22 protein-coding genes are annotated in these 22,696 nt (G+C 66.5%); 8 read left to right on the forward strand and 14 right to left on the reverse strand.

Annotated elements, in window-relative coordinates; translation table 11 throughout:
- Positions 1-108 precede the first annotated feature (108 nt).
- Positions 109-636 (forward strand): histone H1-like DNA-binding protein, encoded by a 528-nt coding sequence (locus QFZ42_RS20605; RefSeq protein ID WP_055801757.1) that lies wholly within the window; start codon positions 109-111, stop codon positions 634-636.
- Between the two features lie 91 nt (positions 637-727).
- Here the strand turns inward: QFZ42_RS20605 and QFZ42_RS20610 are convergent, their stop codons facing one another.
- The 7 genes from QFZ42_RS20610 to QFZ42_RS20640 form a co-directional block, all read right to left on the reverse strand.
- On the reverse strand, positions 728-1,630 hold the full coding sequence (locus QFZ42_RS20610; RefSeq protein ID WP_307702748.1) for a carbohydrate kinase family protein: 903 nt from the start codon (positions 1,628-1,630) through the stop codon (positions 728-730).
- 58 nt (positions 1,631-1,688) lie between these two features.
- On the reverse strand, positions 1,689-3,113 hold the full coding sequence (locus QFZ42_RS20615) for a zinc-ribbon and DUF3426 domain-containing protein (RefSeq protein ID WP_307702749.1): 1,425 nt from the start codon (positions 3,111-3,113) through the stop codon (positions 1,689-1,691).
- A 70-nt stretch (positions 3,114-3,183) separates the two neighbouring features.
- Complete coding sequence (gene prmA, locus QFZ42_RS20620) at positions 3,184-4,068, reverse strand: 50S ribosomal protein L11 methyltransferase (RefSeq protein WP_307702750.1); 885 nt, start codon at positions 4,066-4,068, stop codon at positions 3,184-3,186.
- A gap of 15 nt (positions 4,069-4,083) precedes the next feature.
- A complete protein-coding gene (gene accC, locus QFZ42_RS20625; protein WP_307702751.1) occupies positions 4,084-5,433 on the reverse strand; it encodes an acetyl-CoA carboxylase biotin carboxylase subunit in 1,350 nt (449 codons plus the stop codon).
- A gap of 120 nt (positions 5,434-5,553) precedes the next feature.
- The gene (accB, locus tag QFZ42_RS20630; RefSeq protein WP_307702752.1) at positions 5,554-6,012 is read right to left on the reverse strand and encodes an acetyl-CoA carboxylase biotin carboxyl carrier protein; all 459 of its coding nucleotides are present in this window, start codon (positions 6,010-6,012) and stop codon (positions 5,554-5,556) included.
- A 98-nt stretch (positions 6,013-6,110) separates the two neighbouring features.
- The gene (locus tag QFZ42_RS20635; protein ID WP_307702753.1) at positions 6,111-6,656 is read right to left on the reverse strand and encodes a TlpA family protein disulfide reductase; all 546 of its coding nucleotides are present in this window, start codon (positions 6,654-6,656) and stop codon (positions 6,111-6,113) included.
- Positions 6,657-7,256 carry a hypothetical protein gene (locus QFZ42_RS20640; protein ID WP_157612065.1) on the reverse strand — a complete coding sequence of 200 codons (600 nt, stop codon included), beginning with the start codon at positions 7,254-7,256 and terminating at the stop codon, positions 6,657-6,659.
- A gap of 101 nt (positions 7,257-7,357) precedes the next feature.
- On the opposite strand from QFZ42_RS20640, the gene mpl reads away from it, so the two are divergent.
- Both mpl and QFZ42_RS20650 read left to right on the forward strand, forming a co-directional pair.
- Positions 7,358-8,851, forward strand: a complete 1,494-nt coding sequence (mpl, locus tag QFZ42_RS20645; RefSeq protein ID WP_307702754.1) for a UDP-N-acetylmuramate:L-alanyl-gamma-D-glutamyl-meso-diaminopimelate ligase — start codon at positions 7,358-7,360, stop codon at positions 8,849-8,851.
- The gene (locus QFZ42_RS20650) at positions 8,848-9,357 is read left to right on the forward strand and encodes a cupin domain-containing protein (RefSeq protein WP_307702755.1); all 510 of its coding nucleotides are present in this window, start codon (positions 8,848-8,850) and stop codon (positions 9,355-9,357) included. The genes mpl and QFZ42_RS20650 overlap by 4 nt, the downstream gene beginning before the upstream one ends.
- 18 nt (positions 9,358-9,375) lie before the next feature.
- Here the strand turns inward: QFZ42_RS20650 and QFZ42_RS20655 are convergent, their stop codons facing one another.
- From QFZ42_RS20655 to QFZ42_RS20680, 6 genes are all read right to left on the reverse strand, one after another.
- A complete protein-coding gene (locus QFZ42_RS20655; RefSeq protein WP_307702756.1) occupies positions 9,376-10,494 on the reverse strand; it encodes a 3-deoxy-7-phosphoheptulonate synthase in 1,119 nt (372 codons plus the stop codon).
- A 226-nt stretch (positions 10,495-10,720) separates the two neighbouring features.
- On the reverse strand, positions 10,721-11,266 hold the full coding sequence (locus QFZ42_RS20660) for a hypothetical protein (RefSeq protein WP_307702757.1): 546 nt from the start codon (positions 11,264-11,266) through the stop codon (positions 10,721-10,723).
- 42 nt (positions 11,267-11,308) lie between these two features.
- On the reverse strand, positions 11,309-12,769 hold the full coding sequence (tldD, locus tag QFZ42_RS20665; RefSeq protein WP_307702758.1) for a metalloprotease TldD: 1,461 nt from the start codon (positions 12,767-12,769) through the stop codon (positions 11,309-11,311).
- Between the two features lie 126 nt (positions 12,770-12,895).
- A complete protein-coding gene (gene rodA, locus QFZ42_RS20670) occupies positions 12,896-14,050 on the reverse strand; it encodes a rod shape-determining protein RodA (RefSeq protein WP_307702759.1) in 1,155 nt (384 codons plus the stop codon).
- A gap of 32 nt (positions 14,051-14,082) precedes the next feature.
- Entirely contained in the window at positions 14,083-15,855 is a 1,773-nt protein-coding gene (locus QFZ42_RS20675; RefSeq protein WP_307702760.1) for a sensor histidine kinase, read from the reverse strand.
- A 92-nt stretch (positions 15,856-15,947) separates the two neighbouring features.
- The gene (locus tag QFZ42_RS20680; RefSeq protein ID WP_307702761.1) at positions 15,948-16,673 is read right to left on the reverse strand and encodes a response regulator transcription factor; all 726 of its coding nucleotides are present in this window, start codon (positions 16,671-16,673) and stop codon (positions 15,948-15,950) included.
- A 422-nt stretch (positions 16,674-17,095) separates the two neighbouring features.
- Here QFZ42_RS20680 and QFZ42_RS20685 point away from each other — a divergent pair, with 422 nt between their 5' ends.
- The 5 genes from QFZ42_RS20685 to QFZ42_RS20705 are packed head-to-tail and all read left to right on the forward strand — an operon-like array spanning position 17,096 to position 22,310.
- Complete coding sequence (locus tag QFZ42_RS20685; protein ID WP_307702762.1) at positions 17,096-17,689, forward strand: YqiA/YcfP family alpha/beta fold hydrolase; 594 nt, start codon at positions 17,096-17,098, stop codon at positions 17,687-17,689.
- Between the two features lie 36 nt (positions 17,690-17,725).
- The gene (locus tag QFZ42_RS20690) at positions 17,726-19,783 is read left to right on the forward strand and encodes a ribonuclease catalytic domain-containing protein (protein ID WP_307702763.1); all 2,058 of its coding nucleotides are present in this window, start codon (positions 17,726-17,728) and stop codon (positions 19,781-19,783) included.
- 54 nt (positions 19,784-19,837) lie between these two features.
- Positions 19,838-20,689: an energy transducer TonB gene (locus QFZ42_RS20695; protein WP_307702764.1), complete on the forward strand. Its 852-nt coding sequence runs from the start codon at positions 19,838-19,840 to the stop codon at positions 20,687-20,689.
- Between the two features lie 23 nt (positions 20,690-20,712).
- Positions 20,713-21,570 (forward strand): shikimate dehydrogenase, encoded by an 858-nt coding sequence (aroE, locus tag QFZ42_RS20700; RefSeq protein ID WP_307702765.1) that lies wholly within the window; start codon positions 20,713-20,715, stop codon positions 21,568-21,570.
- Positions 21,567-22,310 (forward strand): transglycosylase domain-containing protein, encoded by a 744-nt coding sequence (locus QFZ42_RS20705; RefSeq protein ID WP_307702766.1) that lies wholly within the window; start codon positions 21,567-21,569, stop codon positions 22,308-22,310. The genes aroE and QFZ42_RS20705 overlap by 4 nt, the downstream gene beginning before the upstream one ends.
- Here the strand turns inward: QFZ42_RS20705 and QFZ42_RS20710 are convergent.
- Positions 22,255-22,692 (reverse strand): ribosomal maturation YjgA family protein, encoded by a 438-nt coding sequence (locus QFZ42_RS20710; protein WP_307702767.1) that lies wholly within the window; start codon positions 22,690-22,692, stop codon positions 22,255-22,257. The genes QFZ42_RS20705 and QFZ42_RS20710 overlap by 56 nt on opposite strands.
- Between the last annotated feature and the right edge of the window lie 4 nt (positions 22,693-22,696).

Genomic DNA, 22,696 nt, shown 5'->3' on the forward strand with positions numbered 1-22,696 from the left:
CATGGTGCTGGAGCACAGATTCCAACGCCATGAATCGCTTTGCGCTACCAACGTGCGCGGAGTGCTTCAATAGGTTGATTTTTTCAACTTGATCAAGGAGAAATAGAAATGGCAACTGCAAAGAAAGCGCCGGCTAAGAAAGCCGCTGCAAAGAAGGCTCCGGCAAAGAAGGTCGCGGCCGCTAAGAAGGCTCCGGCAAAGAAGGTAGCTGCGAAGAAGGCTCCGGCCAAGAAGGTCGCCGCCAAGAAGGTAGCCGCCAAGAAGGCGCCTGCGAAGAAGGTAGCCGCGAAGAAGGCAGCTCCGGCCAAGAAGGCCGCTGCCAAGAAGGCTCCGGCGAAGAAGGCCGCAGCGAAGAAGGCTCCTGCCAAGAAGGCGGCGGCGAAGAAGGCTCCGGCGAAGAAGGCCGCTGCCAAGAAGGCCCCTGCGAAGAAGGCTGCCGCCAAGAAGGCTCCTGCCAAAAAGGCTGCGGCCAAGAAAGCCGCGAAAAAGCCCGCTGCCAAGCCTGCCGCTGCTGCCAAGAAGCCTGCTGCGAAGAAGGCCGCCAAGGCAGCACCTGCCGCAGCGCCTGCTCCTGCTGCGCAAACGACGCTGAACCCGCAGGCAGCCTGGCCGTTTCCGACGGCCAGCAAGCCCTGAGTTTCTCAGCGGCCTTGACGGCAAAAAGCCCGGCACCTCACGGTGTCGGGCTTTTTTTATGGGCGCCTGATGAAGAAGGCCAACAACCGGCTCAAAGGCCGAGTGCTTTCCTGTCGACCTGGTAGTTCTGCGGTCCGCGCTGGGCAATCTTGAGCGCGCCGATGCGGTTGCCCAGTGCTGCGCACTGCGCGAGCGGCCATTCCTTCTCGAGACCGAACAGCAGCGCGCCGCGCCACGCGTCGCCGCAACCGGTGGGCTCGACCACCTCGGTCGGCGTCACGCCCGGCACATGCTCGCGCTCGCCATCGGTCCAGACCTCGCAACCGTCGGCCGCCAGCGTCACGACGAGGCCGCGCACGCGTTTCGATATCTCGGCAAGGCTCCAGCCGGTACGCTGCGACAGCATCTTTCCTTCGTAGTCGTTGACCACGACCCAGCTCGCCAGGTCGATGAAGTGCTTGAGCGCCTCGCCGTCGAACATCGGCAGTCCCTGGCCCGGATCGAACACGAACGGAATGCCGGCGGCGGCGAACTGCTCCGCATGCTGCAGCATCGCGTCGCGTCCATCGGGCGCGATGATGCCGACCTTGATGTCGTCGCGCGCGGCCACCTTGGTGATGTGCGCCTGCTGCATCGCACCGGGATGGAAGGCCGTGATCTGGTTGTTGTCGACGTCGTTCATGATCATCGCCTGGGCGGTGAAGGTGTCGCCGAGCTGGCGCACGAACTCCGTGCTGATGCCCAGCGAGCGCATGCGCTCCAGGTAGTCGGCGCCGTCGCTTCCGAGCGTGGCCATCGGCAATGCCGTGCCGCCCAGTGCGTTGAGGCTGTAGGCGATGTTGCCGGCACAGCCACCGAAGTCACGCCGCAAACCCGGCACCAGGAACGATACATTGAGGATGTGCAACTGGTCCGGAAGGATCTGGTCGGCAAACCGGCCCTCGAAGGTCATGATGGTGTCGAACGCGAGGGAACCGCAAATCACTGCTGCCATGGTGTGCCGTTGGTTGAAGATGAAAAGGGAATGAACAAGGCACGCGCGCGAGCGCGGCCTATGGATAGAACGCTTCCACGCGGTAGCCGGCGATGGGCGGGAGCGTGGCCGCTTCCGTTGCGGTCAATGTCAGCGGCAGCGATGCGGCCTGATCGGAGCGCGCCGCAAGCACGGTGGGCGCACCGTAGTCCGCGGCCATCAACACGCGGCGCACCACGGCGCGTTCTTGCGTGTCGAGCAGGGAAAGTTCGACGGCCGGCATGGCGAGCGGAACCGTGGCGCCGTTGCGCAAGGTAAAGCTGAGCCGGTAGTCGTTGTTGCCGGTCTTCTCACGGGCGAAGGCCGCGCCCTCGATCACGACGTCGCCGATCTGGCGCAACGCCGTGAGCTCGCAGCCGGTGAGCCGGCAGAGCGCGGCGAATGCGGGACGCAGGTTCGGCTGCCGGGCCACGATGCCGTCGCGCTCGTGGTGCAAGACCTGCGCGACGAAGAGCACGACGGCCAAGACGGCGAGAAGCCAGAGCCAGAATCGCACGGGGCCGCGCTGCCAGAAACCGCCGTCGCCGGGGCTTGCTTTCCCATCGCCCGAAAAAGGAACCCTGTCCGAATCTTCCGCCTCCTGAAGGGGCGAGGGAAACGGCGACGGGCCCGAGCCGCGCTCCGGCTCACTCGCCTCACGGACCATCGAGGCCGAAGCTTTTGCGGCGACCCGTTCGTCGCGGGCCTTGGCGCTCGCGATCTTGGCCGACTTGATGCGCGCCCGGCGCAGTGCCTTCTGCATCTGTACCTGATCGCGGTCTTGAGTGGACTCGTGCTTTTCATCCTCGACGCTGGCCGATGCCGCCATTTCCCGTGCCTTGATGCGCAAGGCCGGCAACGGGGGAGGCGGTGGTGGCGGCGGCGAAGGCGGGGCCGCAAGATTCAGGTCGATGTTCGGAAACGGCGGCAGCGAACTCACCGGCGGCCGCCATTCGGGCTCGTTCGCCTCGAAGTCGGACCACAATTCGTCGGCCAGGATGCCGTGCGCCGGCAATACGAAGGCCGTCGCGGACGTGGTGGCAGCTGCGGAGCTTGGTGCCGGCGGCGGCGCAGGCCTGGTCTCGGGAAGCGGCGCAGGCGCGAGGAGTTCGTCTATCTCTTGAACCGATGCCGAGGCGGTCGCATCCCGCGGTTCGTCATGCTCCGGTTCATCGTCGAAAAAGTCCGCGTCCTCAGCGGCACTCGGCGACTCTGGCGCGGCCTGCTTGGCCGGCGACGGATGCTGTTCGGGCGGCCCGGGCTCGGCCTCGGGTTTTGCAGAATGCTCCGGCGAAGATGGGGCCGTCGGGGCCGGAGCGCCGTCCGGCGCCTCGTGCAGATCGAGCGTCGCGTCGAACACATGGCTGCAGCGGCCGCAGCGCACCCAGCCATCCGAGATGCGAAGCTGATCGCGCACCACCTTGAAGGTGGTGGCACAGGCGGGGCAACGCGTGACGAGGCTCATGACCGGGCGATTGTAGGGTTGAGCCCTCGCCGCGCGAGTGGACGCAGAGGCGTGAAAGGCGGCTGCGTCTTCAGCAGCGCGCCGTCATCAGGATCCAGCCGTCCTCGGTGTCGCTGACTTCAAGTGCGGCGTACGGCGCGTAGGCCTGCTTCAGCTCGTCGGCCTGCCGCTCCAGGATGCCGGCGAGCACCAGCGATCCGCCTGGCGCCACGTGGTTGCGCAGCAGCGGCGCAAGCACCTTGAGCGGCGTCGCCAGGATGTTGGCCAGCACCGTGTCGTAGCGGCCCTTGGCCGCTTCCGGCAGGCCGGCGTTCAGTTGCACGCCATTCGCTTCGGCGTTGAGGCGGGTCGACGAAACGGCGGCCTCGTCGATGTCGACGGCATCGATATCGCGCGCACCGAACTTCGCCGTCCCGATCGCAAGAATGCCGGAACCGCAGCCGTAGTCGAGAACACGCTGGTCGCCGAATGCGCCCTGCTTCGCAATCCAACGCAGGCACATGCGCGTGGTGGGATGGGTGCCGGTGCCGAAGGCGAGCCCCGGGTCCAGCCGGATGACCTGTTTTGCCTGTTCGGGCGGTTCATGCCAGGTCGGCACGATCCAGAACTCGGGCGTGATCTCGACCGGGGCGAACTGCGACTGCGTGAGCCGCACCCAATCCTGCTCGGGCACCGGCGCCGTGCCGAGCACCGCGCAGCCCTCGAAGAAATCCTGCAGCGCGAGCACCGAGGCGGCCTCCTTCGCGACGGCCTGGTCGGCGAACAGCGCAATCACGCGCGACCGCTGCCAGCCCTCCTTGGGCGGCGGCATGCCGGGCTCGCCGAACAGCGCCTGCTCGGCATCGGTCTGCGCGTCGGCGTCTTCCACCGACACGCTCAGCGCATCGAGGGCGTCGAGCGCATCGCCGAGCATTTCGACCCGGTCTTCCGGCGCCATCAGGCGAAGTTCGAACATGGCGTCGGGTGCCGTTCAGCGCTTGTGCGCCGCCAGCCACTCTTCCAGATAGTGGATGTTGGTGCCGCCGCTCATGAACTTGGCGTCGACCATCAGCTCGCGGTGCAGCGGAATGTTGGTCTGGATGCCTTCGATCACGGTTTCGTTCAGCGCCGTGCGCATGCGCGCCATGGCCTGCTCGCGCGTGTCGCCGTAGACAATGATCTTGCCGATCATCGAGTCGTAGTTCGGCGGCACGAAATAGTTGGTGTACGCGTGCGAATCGACACGCACCCCAGGGCCGCCCGGCGGGTGCCACATGGTGATGCGGCCCGGCGACGGCGTGAACTTCCACGCGTCCTCGGCATTGATGCGGACCTCGATGGCATGGCCGCGCATCTCGATCTGGCGCTGCGTGAACGGCAACTTCTCGCCGGCGGCTACCGTGATCTGCGTCTTCACGATGTCGATGCCAGTGGTGAACTCAGTCACCGGATGCTCCACCTGCACGCGCGTGTTCATTTCGATGAAATAGAACTCGCCGTTCTCGTAGAGGAACTCGAAGGTGCCGGCGCCGCGGTAGCCGATCTTCTTGCAGGCCGCGGCGCAACGCTCGCCGATCTTCTCGATCAGCTTGCGCGGAATGCCGGGGGCCGGCGATTCCTCGATCACCTTCTGGTGGCGGCGCTGCATGGAGCAGTCGCGCTCGCCCAGGTAGACAGCGTTCTTGTGCTTGTCGGCGAGGATCTGGATCTCGATGTGGCGCGGGTTCTGGAGAAACTTCTCCATGTACACGGCCGGATTGCTGAAGGCCGCACCAGCCTCCGCCTTGGTCATCTGGATCGCGTTGATCAGCGCCGCCTCGGTGTGCACCACGCGCATGCCGCGGCCACCGCCGCCGCCCGCCGCCTTGATGATGACCGGATAGCCGATGGCACGGGCGATGCGCTTGTTGGTGGCGGCGTCGTCCGAGAGCTCACCCTCGGAGCCGGGCACGCAAGGCACGCCGGCCTTGATCATGGCCTGCTTGGCCGAGACCTTGTCACCCATCGTGCGGATGTTGTCGGGCGTCGGGCCGATGAACTGGAAGCCGCTCTGCTCCACGCGCTCGGCGAAGTTGGCGTTCTCGCTGAGGAAGCCGTAGCCGGGGTGGATGGCTTCGGCATCGGTCACTTCGGCGGCCGAAATGATCGCCGGCATGTTGAGATAGCTCAGCGCCGAGGGTGCCGGGCCGATGCAGACCGCTTCCTGCGCCAGCTTGACGTACTTGGCGTCGCGATCGGCTTCGGAATAGACCATCACGGCCTTGATGCCCATCTCGCTGCAGGCGCGCTGAATCCGGAGGGCGATTTCGCCGCGATTGGCAACCAGTATCTTCTTAAACATGTGCGCCCCCGCGGCTGCATCGCCCGCACGCTGTGCGTGCCAGGGCAATTCGACGGCCTTCGCCCGTCCGCGCCGAGGCGCGAGCCCCCCGGTTCGCAACCAGAATCTTCTTGGACATGGTCACTCGATGATGAACAGGGGCTGGCCGTATTCGACCGCCTGACCGTTTTCGCCGAGGATCTGGGTGATCGTGCCGGACTTGTCCGCTTCGATTTCGTTGAGGATCTTCATCGCTTCGATGATGCAGATGGTGTCGCCCTCGTTGACCTTGCTGCCGACTTCGACGAAAGCGGCGGCGCCGGGGCTGGACGAACGGTAGAACGTTCCGACCATCGGCGACTTGACCGCGTGGCCGGCCGGTGCGGCTTCGACCGCGGGAGCACTGGCGGCCGGTGCGGCGGCTGCACCGGCGACCGGGGCGGCCGTGGGAGGGGCTGCCAAGGTTTGCACATACTGCACCGGGGCGGCGCCGCCGCCCTTGACGATGCGAACCTTGCCTTCGGTTTCGGTGATTTCCAGTTCGGAAATATTGGATTCAGACACCAGATCGATCAGTGTCTTGAGTTTGCGCAGATCCATGAGGCTCCAGTGCCGACTTTGCCGGTCATTAGGATGTAACTTGGCTAAAAATCGTTGATCTTTAGCGATTGGCGGCGAATGCCGAGGTGTATCTGATTCTAACCGTGAACCAGTTCACGCCGCCAAGCGTCGAGGTCGGCAGGTTCCAGCTTGCCCATTTTACGAGCCGCCACGGTGCCAGCGCCGTCCAGGACGAGCGTGAAAGGCAATCCGCCAGTGGTATTGCCGAGATTTTTGACCAATTCCGTTCCCTGCAGGCCGGCCAGTCCGATGGCGTAGGCAACAGGGGTTTTCTGCAGGAACTTGCGCACAGCACTCGGCTGATCGATGGCCAAGCCCACAACTTGCCAGCCGTTGCCGCCATTTTCACGAAAAAAGCGGTCAATCATCGGCATCTCTTCGACGCAGGGCGGACACCAGGTGGCCCAGAAATTCAGCAGCAGCGGTTTGCCGCGCAAACTGGAAAACACCAGTTCACCACCCTCGGGACGGTCGAAGCGCTGATCCCAGAAGGCCGCATCCAGGACCTCGCTCTTCGTCCCGCTGCCGCGCTCACGCCACCATGCGCCGCCCAGTCCCGCCGCAGCGGCCGCAACTGCCACGCCGCCATACAGGAGGCGCCGCCGTGTGGGCGAAGAAATCATTCACTTGTCCTTTTCTCTTTCAATCAACCGGCGCAGCGCGGCCAGGTCACCGCGCGGTGTGCGTCCCTGGGCATCGGGCCGAAGCGCCCCGCGCAGATCGTCGAGGTCATACACCAGCAGGTGCACCCCGATCTCTTCGCCAAGCGCGCGGCTCGCGGCATGCACGCTCAGGGCCTCGACTTGCTCACCGTGAAAACCGGTGACCATGCGCGGCTCGTAGTCCACATGGTGGTCGATCAGGGCAATTTCGGCCGACTTGGAATCATCGCAGAACAACTGAATATAAATGTCTGACAGCCGCGTGGCCGTGCCGTGCCAGACGGCGCCCCCGATGTGCGGGCGAAACGCCGCCATGCGCTCCATCCATTCGAGAGCGAGCAGCCGCAAGGCATGCAGTTCCTGCGGCTGGGTGTCGGCGCAATAAAGCGCGATGTAGTCACGCACTTCCGCTTCGACCTCGTCGTTGTTCGGCAGCGCCGTGCGCGACGACAGGCCAAGATCGCGCACCGCCCGGCGCTTGGCCGGGCCGTACTCCAGCCCCTCCTCGACCACGAGGCGGGCGGCGGTGGCGGCGATCTCACGCTTGGTGGTCGTGTCCATCGGGACATTTTGCCCGCAGTACGCCGCCCCCGCACGAAACATCAGTACGGCGCACAAGGGCTGCGGCGGGGCACTGCAGGCCGCCTCCCTAGAATCGCCCGATGCACATTCATATTCTTGGCATCTGCGGCACGTTCATGGGCGGAGTGGCCGCCCTGGCGCGCGAAGCAGGCCACCGGGTCACCGGCTGCGACGCCGGCGTGTACCCGCCCATGAGCGACCAGCTCCGGTCGCTCGGCATCGATCTGATCGAAGGCTTCGGCGCCGACCAGCTGGCACTTTCGCCTGACATGTTCGTGGTCGGCAACGTGGTTTCGCGGGCCCGGCTGCCCGACGGCAGCCCCAAGTTTCCGTTGATGGAAGCCATCCTCGATGCCGGCAAGCCCTACACCAGCGGACCGCAGTGGCTGGCCGAGCACGTGCTGCTGGGCCGCCATGTGATGGCGGTGGCCGGGACCCACGGCAAGACGACCACCACCTCGATGCTGGCCTGGGTGCTCGAGCAGGGCGGCAAGGCGCCGGGCTTCCTGGTCGGCGGCGTGCCGCTCGACTTCGGCGTGTCGGCGCGGCTCGGATATGTGGCCCCCACGCTCCCCCCGCTGCGTGGTTCGCTCCCCCCCGAGGGGGCGTTCGCCGCCTTGGGGCGGCCCGGCGGCGGCTCGGCGCCCTTCGTCATCGAGGCCGACGAATACGACACGGCCTTCTTCGACAAGCGCAGCAAGTTCGTGCACTACCGCCCGCGCACCGCGATCCTCAACAACCTGGAATTCGACCACGCGGACATCTTCGACGACCTGGCTGCCATCGAGCGGCAGTTCCACCACCTTGTGCGCACCGTGCCAAGCACCGGCCGGCTGGTGGTAAACGCCACCGAAGAAAGCCTGCAGCGCGTGCTGGCGCAGGGCTGCTGGAGCGAACTCGCGCGCTTCGGCGCGGGCGGACAAAAGAGTGAATGGCAGGCCCGCGGCACGCATGATGCCTTCGACGTGCTGCGCCAGGGCGAGGCGGTCGGCCGGGTCGAGTGGGAACTCTCGGGCCTGCACAACCAGATGAACGCGCTGGCCGCCATCGCGGCCGCCGAGCACGTGGGCGTGGCGCCGGCCGACGCGGCCCGCGCACTCGGCAGCTTCAGGAACGTGCGCCGCCGGATGGAATTGCGCGGCACGGTCGAGCGCCAGGGCGGCACGGTCACCGTCTACGACGATTTCGCCCACCACCCCACGGCCATCCGCACCACGCTCGACGGCCTGCGCAAGAAGCTCGATGCCGCCGGCAAGCAGAGTGAGCGCATCCTTGCCGCCTTCGAGCCGCGCAGCAACACGATGAAGCTGGGCGTCATGGCGGCGCAGCTGCCATGGAGCCTGGAAGCGGCCGACCTGTCGTTCTGCCACACCGCCGGGCTCGACTGGGATGCCGCCGCGGCCTTGGCCCCCATGGGCGGCCGCGCGCAGGTGGCCGGCGCCGTTGAGCCGCTGGTGGCGCAGATCGTCGCCGCGGCCCGGCCCGGCGATCACATCGTCTGCATGAGCAACGGCGGCTTCGGCGGCGTGCACGACAAACTGCTCGCGGCACTCCGCAGCGCGGCGGCACCATGACCGCCATGCGCGCCCGAGAACTGATCGAGAGCCTGAAGCTGCAGCCTCACCCCGAGGGCGGCTGGTACAGCGAAGTGTTCCGCTCGGCGGCGAGCGTTGTTCCCACCGACGGCCGCGCGCCGCGCAGCGCGCTCACCAGCATCTACTTTTTGCTCGAAGCCGGCCAGCATTCGCGCTGGCACCGGGTGCTGTCCGACGAAGTCTGGGTGCATCTCGAGGGCGTGCCACTGGCGCTCTGGACCTGCGATGCCGCCCTGCGCACCGCGCCGGCCCATGTGCGGCTCGGCCCGGTCGATGCGCACGGCACGCGGCCCCAGCACGTGGTGCCGGCCGGCCAGTGGCAGGCCGCCCGGCCGATCCAGGGCCACACAAGCGGCGACTACACGCTGGTCGCCTGCATGGTCGGCCCGGGTTTCGACTTCGCCGACTTTTCCCTGGTGCCGCCCGACAGCGACGAGGCTACGGCGATGCGGCACCATTGGCCTGAGCTGGCCGGGATGCTTTGACCCCGGTCCAACCCCGGTTCAACCGCGGCGCTGCTTGACTGCCTGCGAGAGCGCGTCGAGCACCTGCACCGAATCGTCCCAGCCGATGCAGGCGTCGGTGATGCTCTTGCCGTATTCGAGACCCGAGAGCTGGTCCTTGCCCGGCGTGAACTTCTGGGCGCCGGACTGCAGATGGCTCTCGACCATCACGCCGAACACGCGGTTCGACCCCGCGGCGATCTGATTGGCGATGTCCTTGGCCACGTCGATCTGTTTCTGGTGCTGCTTGGAACTGTTGGCGTGGCTGCAGTCGACCATCAGCGTGGGCGGCAGCTTGGCGGCCTCGAGGTCCTTGCAGGCGGCTTCGACGCTCGCGGCGTCGTAGTTCGGCGCCTTGCCGCCGCGCAGGATCACGTGGCAGTCGCGGTTGCCGTTGGTCTGCACGATCGCGACCTGGCCGTTCTTGTGCACCGAGAGAAAGTGGTGGCCGCGGGCCGCCGCCTGGATGGCGTCGGTGGCGATGCGGATGTTGCCGTCGGTGCCGTTCTTGAAGCCGATGGGCGCCGAGAGACCCGAGGCCAGTTCGCGGTGCACCTGGCTCTCGGTGGTGCGCGCGCCGATGGCGCCCCAGGCGATCAGGTCGCCGATGTACTGCGGCGAGATCACGTCGAGGAACTCGCTGCCCGCCGGCAAGCCGATGCGGTTGATGTCGATCAGCAGCTGGCGCGCAATGCGCAGGCCTTCGTCGATGCGGTAGCTCTCGTCGAGGTACGGGTCGTTGATGAGGCCCTTCCAGCCGACCGTGGTGCGCGGCTTCTCGAAGTACACGCGCATCACGATCTCGAGCGTGCCGGCGTACTTTTCGCGCTCCACTTTCAGGCGGCGGGCGTAGTCCAGCGCCGCGGCCGGGTCGTGGATCGAGCACGGCCCCATGATCACCAGCAGCCGGTCATCCTTGCCCGCCATGATGTTGTGGATGTTGCGGCGGGTGCCCTCGATCAGCGTTTCGACCGGCGTGCCGCGAATCGGAAAGAAGCGGATCAGATGTTCGGGAGGGGGCAGCACGTTGATGTCCTTGATGCGTTCGTCGTCGGTCTTGCTGGTTTTTTCGACGCTCGCATACCAGCTGTCGCTGGTGGGGGCAGTGTTCGTGCTCATGGTGCTTTTCCTTGTTGGAGTGAAATCGTCAGGGCATAAAAAAACCGCCGGGGCTGGAGGCGCCGGCGGTTTTGGGAGGGTGTTCGTTTGCTTTACGCGCTCGCCTCTCGTCCGCCGGAAACCGGGAACCAAAAGTAGGCAAAGAAATAAGCGCGGAGGGCGGACATGTGGGCGAAATGTAGCACGGAAAACAAAAAGCCAGGCAAAGGGCCCGGCTCCGAACGGCTCAGCGGTAGCCGGACTCGTTGGGGTTGTGAATGATCCAGATCAGGTTGCCACTGGAGTAGTCGCCCATGCCGCCGCCCGCGAAAACCAGCCGTCCCTGGCCCTTGTAGGTCATCTCGTAGCGATGGCGGTCGCTGCCGAAATAGAACGGAATGAAGGCCTTGCCCGTGACGTAGGCGCCCTGGTCGGTCGGCTGGCCGGCAAGGTCGGTGACTTGCCTGGCGCTCATGCCGATCTGCAACCGCGAGAACCTGCTGTTGCGCGCGGGAACGCCCGTGATTTCGCCTTCGTAGCCGTTCAGGCCCTTGACGGTGCGGCCGCTGCCGGCCTCGACCTTGGAGGAATCGACGACATTGCCCTTGGCGTCCATGCCGGCCTTCGAGCCGCCGCGTGCCGCGGCAGCGGGCGCGCCGGCGGCAGGTGGTGCCGACGCCGCGGACTGGCTGTTGTCGCCCGAGCCGCCGCGAGATGCGCAACCTGCCGTTGCCAACGCCACCACAGCAGTCGCGGCCCACAGAGCCGCAGACGAATTGATCCTGATCCCCATCGAATTCTCCTTTTTGTTGAAGGAGCGGAGCTTAGCAAGCTCTCAGGCCGTACCGCCTACGGTCAAACCATCGATGCGCAAGGTCGGCTGGCCGACGCCCACGGGGACGCTCTGGCCTTCCTTGCCGCAGGTGCCCACACCCGAATCGAGCGCCATGTCGTTGCCGATCATGGTCACGCGGGTGAGCGCGTCGGGGCCGTTGCCCACGATGGTCGCGCCCTTCACCGGGTACTGGATCTTGCCGTTCTCGACCCAGTAGGCCTCGCTGGCGGAGAACACGAACTTGCCGCTGGTGATGTCGACCTGCCCGCCGCCGAAGTTGGTGGCGTAGAGGCCCTTCTTGATGCTCGCGACGATTTCCTTGGGGTCCTTGTCGCCGCCGAGCATGTAGGTGTTGGTCATGCGCGGCATCGGCACGTGGGCATAGCTCTCGCGCCGGCCGTTGCCCGTGGGCTTGACCTTCATGAGGCGCGCGTTGAGCGAATCCTGGATGTAGCCTTTGAGGATGCCGTCTTCGATGAGCACGTTGCGCTGGCTCGCGTTGCCTTCGTCGTCCACATTGAGCGAACCGCGGCGGTCGGCAATGGTGCCGTCGTCGAGCACGGTCACGCCCTTGGCCGCGACGCGCTGGCCGATGCGGCCCGAGAACGCGCTCGAGCCCTTGCGGTTGAAATCGCCTTCGAGCCCGTGGCCGATGGCCTCGTGCAGCAGGATGCCGGGCCAGCCGGAGCCGAGCACCACGGTCATTTCGCCGGCCGGTGCCGGGCGCGCATCGAGGTTGGTCAGCGCAGCTTTCACGGCCTGGTCGACATATTCGGCAATTTGCGTGTCGTTGAAGTAGGCCAGGCCGAAGCGCCCGCCGCCGCCGCCGGAGCCGACTTCGCGCCGGCCGTTCTGCTCGGCAATCACCGTCACCGAAAGGCGCACCAGCGGGCGCACGTCGGCCGCCAGCGTGCCGTCGGCCCGCGCCACCAGCACCACGTCGTACTCGCTCGCCAGGCCCGCCATGACCTGCGCCACGCGCGGATCGCGCGAACGCGCGAGTTTTTCGACCCGTTCGAGCAGCTTGACCTTCGCCGTGCTGTCGAGCGTGGAAATGGGGTCGACGCCGTTGTAAAGCGAACGGCTCGAAGCGATCTTGCGGGCCGGGGTCTTCACGCGCGCAGTGCGGCCCGCCGAAGAAATGGAGCGGACCGTGCGGGCCGCATCGAGCAGCGACGCCTCGGAAATGTCGTCCGAGTAGGCAAACGCGGTTTTCTCGCCGCTGACCGCGCGCACGCCGACACCCTGGTCGATGCTGAAGCTGCCGGTCTTCACGATGCCCTCTTCCAGGCTCCAGCCCTCGCTGCGCGTGTATTGGAAGTACAGATCGGCATCGTCCACCCGGTGCGCGGTGATCTCGGCCAGGGCCTTGCTCAGGTGCGATTCGTCGAGCCCGAACGGCGTGAGAAGGAGCTGTTGCGCCGTGGCCAGGCGCTCGATGGTGGGTTCGCGAGAGATCATGAAGCGGATTCTAGGGCTCACCCCCAGGGTGCGCGCACGTCGTGTCACTTCGCCTTCTCCCCGCCAAGGGCAACACCAGTGCCCCGGCGAAGCCGGTTCCACGGTGTTCCCCGCGCGGGCTGCGGGTTAGTTCTGGGCGAGTTTTCTCGCCCGGGCGATCGACATCAGGATACCGAGCCCCAACCCCAGCGTGACCATGGCAGTGCCGCCGTAGCTGATGAACGGCAGCGGCACGCCGACCACGGGCAGGATGCCGCTCACCATGCCCATGTTGACGAAGGCGTAGGTGAAGAAAATCATCGTCACCGCGCCTGCCAGCAACCGCGAGAACAGGGTCGAGGCACTGGTCGCAATGGCCAGCCCGCGGAAGATCAGAAGAATGAAGGCGGCGATCAGCGAAAGGTTGCCCACCAGGCCGAATTCCTCGGAATAGGCGGCGAAGATGAAGTCGGTGGTGCGCTCGGGAATGAATTCGAGGTGCGTCTGCGTGCCCTGCATGAATCCCTTGCCGCCGACGCCGCCCGAACCAATGGCGATCATTCCCTGGATGATGTGGAAGCCTTTGCCGAGCGGGTCCTTGCTCGGGTCGAGCAGCGTGCAAACGCGCTGCTTCTGGTAGTCGTGCAATACCCGCCAGTCGACACCGTCGGCGCACAGCCGGGACTCGAAGCCCACGATCAGCGTGACCGCTATCGCGCCGATCACGACCGGCGGAACGATCAGCTTCCACGGCAGCCCGGCGAAAAAGATCACCGCCATGCCGGCGGCGAGCACCAGCAGCGAAGTACCCAGGTCAGGCTGCTTCATGATGAGCCCGACCGGAATGGCCAGCAGCACCGTGGCCACCACGAAATCGAGCGGGCGCAGCTGCCCTTCCCGGCGCTGGAACCACCACGCCAGCATCAGCGGCATCGCGATCTTGAGAATTTCGCTGGGCTGGATCACCACGCCGACGTTGATCCAGCGGGTAGCGCCCTTCTTCGTGATGCCGAAGAGCGCAACCCCGATCAGCAGCGCCACCCCCATGGCATAGAGCGGCACCGCGAACATCATCAGCCGCTGCGGCGGCACCTGGGCCACCACGAACATGATGAAGCCCGCCAGCAGCATGTTGCGGCCATGATCGGCAAAACGCGAGCCGTGGTCGTAGCCCGACGAATACATCGTCAGCAACCCGGCAAAGGCCAGCAACAGCACGGCAAAGGCCAAAAAGCCGTCGAAGCCCTGGAAGACGGGCGCGACGCGGCGCGCCAGGGAGGGCTGATTGAACACGGCGGACATGGGGGCGGATTATCCGCGCCCCGCAAGGCATCTCAGCCGAACACGAGCTGAACGACCGTGCGCCCCGGTCGGCTTTCCACCGCCAGCCGGGCGCCGACAGCCCCCGCGCGCTCCGTCAGCGCCCTGGGCACCTGCGATGCGTCGAAGCCGCGGCCGTCGTCGATCACGCGCAGCTGCACCGTCCCGGCCACCATCTCGGCCTCGATCCGCAGCGTCTTTGCCTGGGCATGCTGCAGCACGTTGGAAATGGCCTCGAACAGCAGAAACTGCAGTTGCCGCATGGCCTGTGCGTCGAGCTGCTTCACCGGCGCCAGTTCGTCCACCGCCCATTCGAGTTCCACGCCCGCCGCCGCGAGGCGCGGTTCCAGCCGGTAGCGAAGCGCCGCCAGCAAGGCGCCGACGTCGCCCGGCGGCAAATGAATGGAGTCGATCGACAGCTTGAGCTGGTCGAGCGAGTCGCGCAGGGTCCGCAGCAACTCCTCGGAGCTGGCCTGGCCCGACTGCAATTGCCGGATGGCCGAGCTGATGTGCGAACCCACGCCATCGTGCATGTCGCGCAGGACGCGCTCGCGCTCGTGGGTGCGTGCCTGGTCGCGCGCCACCTGCTCCAGCGCGGCGAAGGTCGAGGCGAGTTCGCGCTCGCGCTGCGCCACCCGCGCGGCCAGGGCCGCGACCGAACCGCGCGCCTCGACACTGGCGGCATGGAAGCGCCTGAGCACGATCAGCAGCAGCGCAATGCCGAAGAACACCGAGGAATAACGCACCCAGGTGGTTTCGCCGTAGGCGTCGCTCAGGCGGATCACGAGCCAGTCGCGGACGCCGAAGCCCAGCGTCACCAGTGCGGCGGCCGCCACCAGCAGGCGCTCCACGTTCGGCCGCCGCACCGTGGCGATGGCAAAAGCGCAGACGAACAGCGCAACGACTCCAATTTCCAGTGCGAGCCAGCCGGTGAGCCAATACGGCTCTTCACGGGACAGCGCCACCGAACTCGCGCCGATCGTTCCGGCGACCACGCCGGCCATCAGCCACCGCAACCAGCGCGTGCGAGGGTTGTTGCCCCAGCCCGCGAGGTGATAGCAGAACATCATGGCCGACGCCGCCCAGCCCGCATAGCAGGCGGCCATGAGCACGCCCCAAGGCCCCCAGGAGAGCGGCGGTTCGGCAATCACGGCGTCGGCCACCCGTATCGCCCAGCAGAACTCGGCGAGCGCCGCCCAGAAATAGATGCCGTCCCGCCGTTGCCATCCGACGGCATCCGCATCGACCTGCGTGAGCCACAGCGCGAGTGCAATGCCGCCGACGATGAGGCTGAAGGCGGTCAAGAGCACCGAGCCGGTAAAGCGCCAGCCATAGGCGCTTTCGAAAAGGTCGGTGCGCACCGGCGTGGCCGGCCCGACCGTCACGCGCGACAGTCCGGCGCGCCGGGCGCTGTCGGCGCGAATGCGGATCTGCAGGCGGTTGTCGCCCGCCTTCAGCAGGTGCCCCGGTATCGGCACGTAGATGGGAGCTTTGGCGTAGTCGGGCCCGTTGCCGCGGCCCAGGTCGCCGTAGACCTGCAGCAACGCGTCGTTCAGCCGCACCTCGAGGACGTTGCCGGCGCGGGGAATGAAGATGCCCCACGGCGTCTTGGGCTCGGCTTCGAGGGTGAACGGCAGGTCGAAGCTCGCGAAGCCGGGACGCCCTCCGTGCTGGCGGTCCCAGTGGTAGGAAAGCTCGACGGGCGATGTGTGCTCAACGCCGTCGACCGTGGCGACGACAGTGCCGCTGTGCAGTTCGGCCGGGCCCTCCGCCGCTGCAGCAGCCATGCCTGCGACCGCGGCCGCCGCCAGAACTACCGCGAGCCACAGGAAGCAAAGCGCCCTGCGCGGCCTCCCGAACATGCGCCCCGCCACACGGTTCACCCGGGGTGGGACAGCAGGCCGAGGCGCGTGGCCTCGAACACCGCCTCGCTCTTGGAATGCACCGCCAGCTTGCCGTAGAGATTCTTGATGTGTGTCTGCACCGTGTGCACGCTCAGCCCCTTGAGCCGTGCGATTTCCGCATAGGAAAAGCCGCGCGCAATCAGCGTCAGCACTTCGTGCTCGCGGGCGGACAGCAGGCTCGGAGCGGCGCTGGCGGCGGCAGCCTCGGGGGCCGCGGCGACGGGTGTACCCGCCAACTGCAGGCTGCGGTACTTGGCGAGCACCCGCCGCGCGATCATGGGCGAGATGGGCGATGCACCGGCCTTCATCTCCACAATGGTCTGCGCGATGTCCTCGGGCGCGGCATCCTTGTGGATGTAGCCGACGGCGCCGGCTTCAATGCTCGAAAGCACGTTTTCCTCGTCTCCGAAGACGGAGATCACCAGCGGCTCGCAGCCCGGAAAGCGCGCAACGGCATCGCGGATCACGTCCAGCCCGCTCCCGTCGGGCATGCCGAGATCGACCAGCAGCACGTCGGGAATGGTGGTGGTCCGGGCCAGCCAGGCCAATGCCTCCTGTACGGTGCCGGCGCTTCCGAGCCAAAAAAGGCTCGCGCTGCGCTGCACGCTGGCCTCGAAGAAGGCGCGTGCGCGGCTGTCGTCTTCGACCACGAGCACGCCCCAGCGGCGCGCCGTTCCGGCATCCAGAGCCTCAATATTCATGGGCTTAGCATAAGGCGCCGCGCCTATCGAACAAGCTGCGGCCCCTCCCATTTTCATGGGATGCCAACACCCGCCCGGGCCGGAAAACTCGCGCCGCCCCTTCACACGTCGATCCGGCAAACACGAAGCCGCCAGCGACCTGACGGAACCGCGGCATTGCCAAAATGCAACAAGTCCAGCGTACTTGGACGCTCCCGGCGCGCAAGCTGAATACTTTCGGGCTCCGAGTGCGGCCGGCGCCGGCCGAATGCAGAAAATTCCCGCACTTCCGAGATTCCAGTGGTCAACAATCACTTCCCCGCACGAAGCCCGCATGCGAGAGCCTTCGACGGAAGCCGCGTCGCGCACGCAGACCTCATGCAAAATTCCCCGGCTCCCTCAACGGAGTTGCGTCGACAGCACCACTTCAGCCTCTGCCTCGCATGGACCCGCAAGCCACTCATCTGTTGTACCTGCATGGTTTCCGCTCCTCGCCCCGCTCCACCAAGGCACGGCTGATGGCGCAGCGCGTGGCACTGGAGCACCCCAAGCTGCAGTGGTGGTGCCCGCAATTGCCACCCTCGCCGCGCGAAGCCATCGACATGGTGATGAAGGGCATTGCAGACTGGCCTCGCAAGTCGATGGCCGTGGTCGGCTCCTCGCTCGGGGGCTTCTATGCCACCTACGTTGCCGGCATGACGCGCTGCCGCACCGTGCTGCTCAACCCGGCCGTGCATCCCGCCCGCGACCTGGCGCTCTACATCGGCGACCAGACCACGTGGCAGGACCCGGCCGAACATTTCTATTTCCGGCCCGAGTACATCCAGGAACTGCGCACCATGGAAGTCGGCAGCCTCACGCGGCCCGAACGCGTGCTGGCCATCATCGCCAAGGGCGACGAGGCGCTCGACTGGCACGAAATGTCCGCGCGCTACCCCGACAGCAACATCAAGCTGCTCGAGGGGGGCGACCACGCGCTGTCCGATTTCGAGCAGAACCATCTCGACGAGGTCATCGCCTTCATCAACCCGGTCTGAAGCCCGGGAGGGTGCCGAGTCTGGGACAATCCGGGCATGTTTGTATTGTTTGAAGAAGCCGGCAAGTACCTCGGCGGCCGCGTGCTGTCGGAGGCCGAAGCATCGGCGCAGGTCGAGCTCGACACCGGCAAGCGCGTCAAGGTCAAGGGCGCCAACATCGTTCTGCGTTTCGAGAAACCGGCCCCGGCCGAGTTGATCGCCGAAGCGCGCGCGCTCGCCGCCACGATGGATCTCGACTTGGCCTGGGAATTTGCCGCCGAGGGCGAATTCGGCTTTGCCGAACTCGCGGCCGACTATTTCAGCGACAAGCCCACGCTCGCGCAGCAGGCCGCCGCGCTGTTCGGGTTGTTCGAGGCACCGCACTACTTCCGCCGCGCGGGCAAGGGACGCTTCAAGAAGGCGCCGGCCGACATCGTGCAGCAGGCGCTCGCCGCCATCGAGAAGAAGAAAGTCGTCCAGGCGCAAATCGTCGAATGGGCCGGCCAGCTGGCCGAGGGCGTCTGTCCGCAGCCGATTCGCGAACAGCTCTACAAGATCCTGTTCAAGCCCGACAAGAACGCGCCCGAATACAAGGCCGTCGTCGACGCCGCGCGCGCCACGCAGCGCCCGCCGCTCGACCTGCTGGAGCGCGCCGGCGCCATCGACTCGCCCTACCAGTTCCACTGGCGGCGCTTCCTGTTCGAGAACTTCCCCAAGGGCACGGGGTTTCCGGCACTCGCCGCACCGGCCATCGTCGACGAGCTGCCGCTGGCCGCCGGCGTGCAGGCGTTCTCGATCGACGATTCGCAGACCACCGAGATCGACGACGCGCTTTCGGTCCAGGGCCTGGGGACCGGCACGGTCACGGTCGGCATCCACATTGCAGCGCCAGGCCTCGCGCTGACGCCCGGAAGCGCCATCGACCAAGTGGCGCGCGCGCGCATGTCCACGGTCTACATGCCGGGCCACAAGATCACGATGCTGCCCGACGAGGTGGTCAGCGCCTACACGCTGCTCGAAAGCGGCGATCGCCCGGCCGTGTCGCTCTATGTGCGCTTCGACGAAGCCACGCTCGAACTGCAGTCCAGCGAGACGAAGCTCGAGCGCGTGCCCATCGTGGCCAACCTGCGGCACGACCAGCTCGACAGTGTCGTCACGCAGCCGTGGCTCGAAGACGCATCGTTCGCAAGCGAGAACACGCCCGAGGCCGCGGCCAACCTGCGCGCTCCGCTCTCCTTCCTGTTCCGCCTCGCCAAGCAGCTGAAGGCGCAGCGCGAAGTGGTGCGCGGCAAGCCCGAGAACTTCAACCGGCCCGACTACAACTTTCGCCTCGTCGGCAACGACGGCGAGCCGAACGGCAGCGAGCAGGTGCAGATCACCACGCGTCAGCGTGGCGCGCCACTCGACCTGATCGTGTCCGAGGCGATGATCCTGGCCAACAGCAGCTGGGGCGGCTGGCTTGGCGAACTCGGCGTGCCCGGGCTCTACCGCAGTCAGGCGAGCCTGGCGCCGGGCATCAAGGTGCGCATGGGCACGCGGGCATTGCCGCACGCGGGCCTCGGCGTGAAGAGCTATGCCTGGAGCACCTCGCCGCTGCGCCGCTACACCGACCTCGTGAACCAGTGGCAGATCATTGCGGCCGCGCGCCACGGCAAGACCGCCGCGCTGGCGGCGCCCTTCAAGCCGAAGGACGCCGACCTGTTCTCGATCCTCTCAGGCTTCGACGCCGCCTACGCAACCTACAACGCCTACCAGGGCGGCATGGAGCGCTTCTGGACGCTCAAGTACCTGGAGCAGCAAGGCATCACCGAGCTTGAAGTCACCGTCATCAAGGACATCCAGAACGGCGCGCTGGTGCGTGCCGACACGCTGCCGCTGGTGTTCCCCGTGGCGGGCCAGCAGGAACGTGGCGCCCGCCTGCGCGTGAAGCTTGGCGAGATCGACGAAATCGCGCTCGACGTGCACGGCACGGTGCTCGAGCGCCTCGATGCGCCCAAGATGGATGCCGCGGCCGACGAGGAAAGCGGCGATGAGGAAGAAGAAGTGGCCGGCCCGATTGCTATTGCCGTTGACCTGACCGACAGCGAGCCGGCACCGGAGAACACGCCGGCGTAACAAGCGCCGCGCGGAATATAAAAACCATTCAATGAGCCGCGAGGAGCGCCGTCAATGAACTTCAGGGATCTGAGCACGCTGCAGATTGCACTCGGTGTGTCGGTCATCGCGCACGCTGCGCTTCTGACGGTGCGTTTCGTCGACCCTGAATCGTTCAATCGGGTCTTCAGCGACACGCCGCTCGAGGTGATCCTCGTCAATAGCAAGACCAAGGACAAGCCCGACGCCACGGCCCGCGTCATGGCGCAAACCTCGCTGGCAGGCGGCGGCGATCTCGAACGGGGCCGCGCCACCAGTCCGCTGCCGCCTTCGAGTTTTACCGCCGTGGGCGACTCCATCGAAGAAGCGCAGCGCCAGGTCGACGCGATGCAGGCACAGCAGATGCAGCTGCTCGCGCAACTCAAGCGCGACTTGGCCGCCATGCCCGCACCCGATCCGCGCGTGTCGGGCGACCCGAAAGAGGCTGTTGCGCGCGAGGAAAAGCGACGCCAGATGGTCGAGTTGCTGGCCGAAATCGAGCGGCGCGTGAACGAAGAAAACGCGCGCCCCAAGAAGCGCTACCTGAGCCCTTCGACGCGCGAGGCGGCCTATGCCATCTACGTGGACACGCTGCGCCGCCGCATCGAAGTGCGAGGCACCGAGAACTTTCCCACGGCCGCCGGCAAGAAGCTCTACGGCGAGCTCAAGATGACGATCACCATCAATCACGACGGCAAGATCCTCGACACCGTGGTCGATGAAAGCTCCGGCGACACCACGCTCGACCGGCGCGCCAAGGCCATCGTGCACAGCATCGGCAACTTCGGCAAGTTCACCGATGCAATGCGCAAGCAGACCGACCAGATCGTGCTGCAGTCGCGTTTCAAGTTCACGCGCGACGAGACCATCGAGCTCTCCTCCCAATAGCAACACCAGCAAGCAACGGCGCCATGGATCTGTATTGCGTAATGGGCAACCCCGTCGAGCACAGCCGCTCGCCCCGCATCCATGCCCGATTTGCCGAGCTCTGCGGCCAACAGCTGGAATACACCCGCCGGCTCGTGCCGATCGGCGCCTTCGCCGAAGGCGTCGCCAGCTTCCGGCGAGAAGCCGCGGAGCAGGACAACGTCGCGCGCGGCTGCAATGTCACCGTGCCCTTCAAGTTCGATGCCGCCGCCATTGCACAGCACACCAGCGAGCGCGCCCTGCTCGCGCAAGCCGTGAACATGCTGCGCTTCGAAGCCGACGGCGGCATCCACGCCGACAATACCGATGGCATCGGGCTCGTCAACGACATCGTGCGCAACGCCGCCGTGCCGCTGGCGGGGCGCGAGCTGCTGCTGATCGGTGCGGGCGGCGCCGCCGCCGGCGTGCTCGGGCCGCTGCTCGACGCAGGCGCTTCGCGCATCGTGGTGGCCAACCGGACCGTCGGCAAGGCCATGGCACTGGTGCAGCGCCACGCGGCGCTGGCCTTGCGCCACGGCGCCACGCTCGAGGCCTGGGCGCTCGATGAAGTGGCCGGTAATTTCGACGTGGTGATCAATGCCACGGCCTCCAGCCTCGCCGGCGATGCGGTGCCGGTGCGCGCGCAGGTACTGCGGGACGGCGCGCTCGCGGTCGACCTCATGTACGGCCCGGCCGCCGCCGGCTTCATCGCATGGGCCGAAGCGCACGGCGCCGTGGGGCGCGACGGACTCGGCATGCTGGTCGAGCAGGCGGCCGAAGCATTCGAAGCCTGGCGCGGCGTGCGCCCGCCCGCCGCGCAGGTGCTGGCCGAATTGCGCGCTTCGCTCGCTGCCGGCCAATGAAACGGCTGCTGCGGCTGATTGCCTGCCTGCTGGTGGCGGGCGTGGCGCTGGAGCTTTTCTTCGTCGCGCGCATTACGGCCATGGCCGTGATCGCTCCGCAAAGCACCGCGTTCCAGCGCTCCGAAGCCTGGCAGATCGCCATTCACCAGGGCAGCAAGGGCGCGTGGCGCCAGGAGTGGGTGCCCTACGCGCAGATCAGCGACAACCTCAAGCGCGCCGTCATCGCCAGCGAGGATGCCGATTTCATCGACCACAACGGCGTCGAATGGGAAGCCATCGAACGTGCGCGGCAACGCAATGCCAAGGCCGAGGAACTCGCGGCGCGGCGGGCAGCGCGCGCGATCGCGCGCGGCAAGCCGGTGCGTCCGGTGCAGCTGCGCGGCGGCTCGACCATCACGCAGCAGCTCGCGAAAAACCTGCTGCTCTCCAGCGAGCGCACGCTGCTGCGCAAGGGCCAGGAACTGGTGCTCGCCACGCTGCTCGAAGTGCTGCTCGATAAGCGGCGCATTCTCGAGATCTATCTGAACAACGTCGAATGGGGCGAGGGCGTGTTCGGCGCCGAAGCCGCCGCCCAGTACTACTTCAGAAAACCCGCCTCGCGCCTGAGCGCCGGCGAGGCCGCGCGCCTGGCCGTGATGCTGCCGAGCCCGAAGTTCTTCGAGCGCAAGCTGGGTTCGTCCTATCTCAGCGGACGGGCATCGACCATCGCCGCGCGGATGCCGGCGGCCGAGCTGCCCTGAGGCCGGCACGCAGCGCTTCGGCGGCCAGCACGGCCGCAAAGCCGATCGCATAGGCCAGCACGTCCCACCAGTCGGCCGTACTGCCGAGCACGATGCGCAAGGCACGGTTCGCAATGTGCAGGTGCCAGTTCGATGCAAGGTACTGGCCGAGTTCAACGGCCAGGCCCACACCGAATGCGGCCAGCGCCAGCGGCAGCACGCGCGCGGCGATGAACGTCCTGAAGACGAAATAGACCCACACCACGGCCAGCACGTCGCCAAAGAAACTGCGCAGCCAGCCCCAGCGCGCGCCGACGGTGGCCAGCAGCACGAGAACAACGAACAGGGCCAGCGCCCAGACCAGGGAAAGAGGATCGAAACGCCATCGCATGGCCCGTATCATCGCT

Origin of the sequence: Variovorax paradoxus, assembly GCF_030815855.1 — a bacterium.
In the GTDB taxonomy this organism is placed as follows: domain Bacteria; phylum Pseudomonadota; class Gammaproteobacteria; order Burkholderiales; family Burkholderiaceae_C; genus Variovorax; species Variovorax paradoxus_M.

What these genes read in the sequence shown, in the direction of transcription:
- QFZ42_RS20605 (WP_055801757.1), top strand. Translation starts at nt 109, where the DNA reads ATGGCAACTGCAAAGAAAGCGCCGGCTAAGAAAGCCGCTGCAAAGAAG.
- QFZ42_RS20610 (WP_307702748.1), bottom strand. Translation starts at nt 1,630, where the DNA reads ATGGCAGCAGTGATTTGCGGTTCCCTCGCGTTCGACACCATCATGACC.
- QFZ42_RS20615 (WP_307702749.1), bottom strand. Translation starts at nt 3,113, where the DNA reads ATGAGCCTCGTCACGCGTTGCCCCGCCTGTGCCACCACCTTCAAGGTG.
- prmA (WP_307702750.1), bottom strand. Translation starts at nt 4,068, where the DNA reads ATGTTCGAACTTCGCCTGATGGCGCCGGAAGACCGGGTCGAAATGCTC.
- accC (WP_307702751.1), bottom strand. Translation starts at nt 5,433, where the DNA reads ATGTTTAAGAAGATACTGGTTGCCAATCGCGGCGAAATCGCCCTCCGG.
- accB (WP_307702752.1), bottom strand. Translation starts at nt 6,012, where the DNA reads ATGGATCTGCGCAAACTCAAGACACTGATCGATCTGGTGTCTGAATCC.
- QFZ42_RS20635 (WP_307702753.1), bottom strand. Translation starts at nt 6,656, where the DNA reads ATGATTTCTTCGCCCACACGGCGGCGCCTCCTGTATGGCGGCGTGGCA.
- QFZ42_RS20640 (WP_157612065.1), bottom strand. Translation starts at nt 7,256, where the DNA reads ATGGACACGACCACCAAGCGTGAGATCGCCGCCACCGCCGCCCGCCTC.
- mpl (WP_307702754.1), top strand. Translation starts at nt 7,358, where the DNA reads ATGCACATTCATATTCTTGGCATCTGCGGCACGTTCATGGGCGGAGTG.
- QFZ42_RS20650 (WP_307702755.1), top strand. Translation starts at nt 8,848, where the DNA reads ATGACCGCCATGCGCGCCCGAGAACTGATCGAGAGCCTGAAGCTGCAG.
- QFZ42_RS20655 (WP_307702756.1), bottom strand. Translation starts at nt 10,494, where the DNA reads ATGAGCACGAACACTGCCCCCACCAGCGACAGCTGGTATGCGAGCGTC.
- QFZ42_RS20660 (WP_307702757.1), bottom strand. Translation starts at nt 11,266, where the DNA reads ATGGGGATCAGGATCAATTCGTCTGCGGCTCTGTGGGCCGCGACTGCT.
- tldD (WP_307702758.1), bottom strand. Translation starts at nt 12,769, where the DNA reads ATGATCTCTCGCGAACCCACCATCGAGCGCCTGGCCACGGCGCAACAG.
- rodA (WP_307702759.1), bottom strand. Translation starts at nt 14,050, where the DNA reads ATGTCCGCCGTGTTCAATCAGCCCTCCCTGGCGCGCCGCGTCGCGCCC.
- QFZ42_RS20675 (WP_307702760.1), bottom strand. Translation starts at nt 15,855, where the DNA reads ATGGCTGCTGCAGCGGCGGAGGGCCCGGCCGAACTGCACAGCGGCACT.
- QFZ42_RS20680 (WP_307702761.1), bottom strand. Translation starts at nt 16,673, where the DNA reads ATGAATATTGAGGCTCTGGATGCCGGAACGGCGCGCCGCTGGGGCGTG.
- QFZ42_RS20685 (WP_307702762.1), top strand. Translation starts at nt 17,096, where the DNA reads ATGGACCCGCAAGCCACTCATCTGTTGTACCTGCATGGTTTCCGCTCC.
- QFZ42_RS20690 (WP_307702763.1), top strand. Translation starts at nt 17,726, where the DNA reads ATGTTTGTATTGTTTGAAGAAGCCGGCAAGTACCTCGGCGGCCGCGTG.
- QFZ42_RS20695 (WP_307702764.1), top strand. Translation starts at nt 19,838, where the DNA reads ATGAACTTCAGGGATCTGAGCACGCTGCAGATTGCACTCGGTGTGTCG.
- aroE (WP_307702765.1), top strand. Translation starts at nt 20,713, where the DNA reads ATGGATCTGTATTGCGTAATGGGCAACCCCGTCGAGCACAGCCGCTCG.
- QFZ42_RS20705 (WP_307702766.1), top strand. Translation starts at nt 21,567, where the DNA reads ATGAAACGGCTGCTGCGGCTGATTGCCTGCCTGCTGGTGGCGGGCGTG.
- QFZ42_RS20710 (WP_307702767.1), bottom strand. Translation starts at nt 22,692, where the DNA reads ATGATACGGGCCATGCGATGGCGTTTCGATCCTCTTTCCCTGGTCTGG.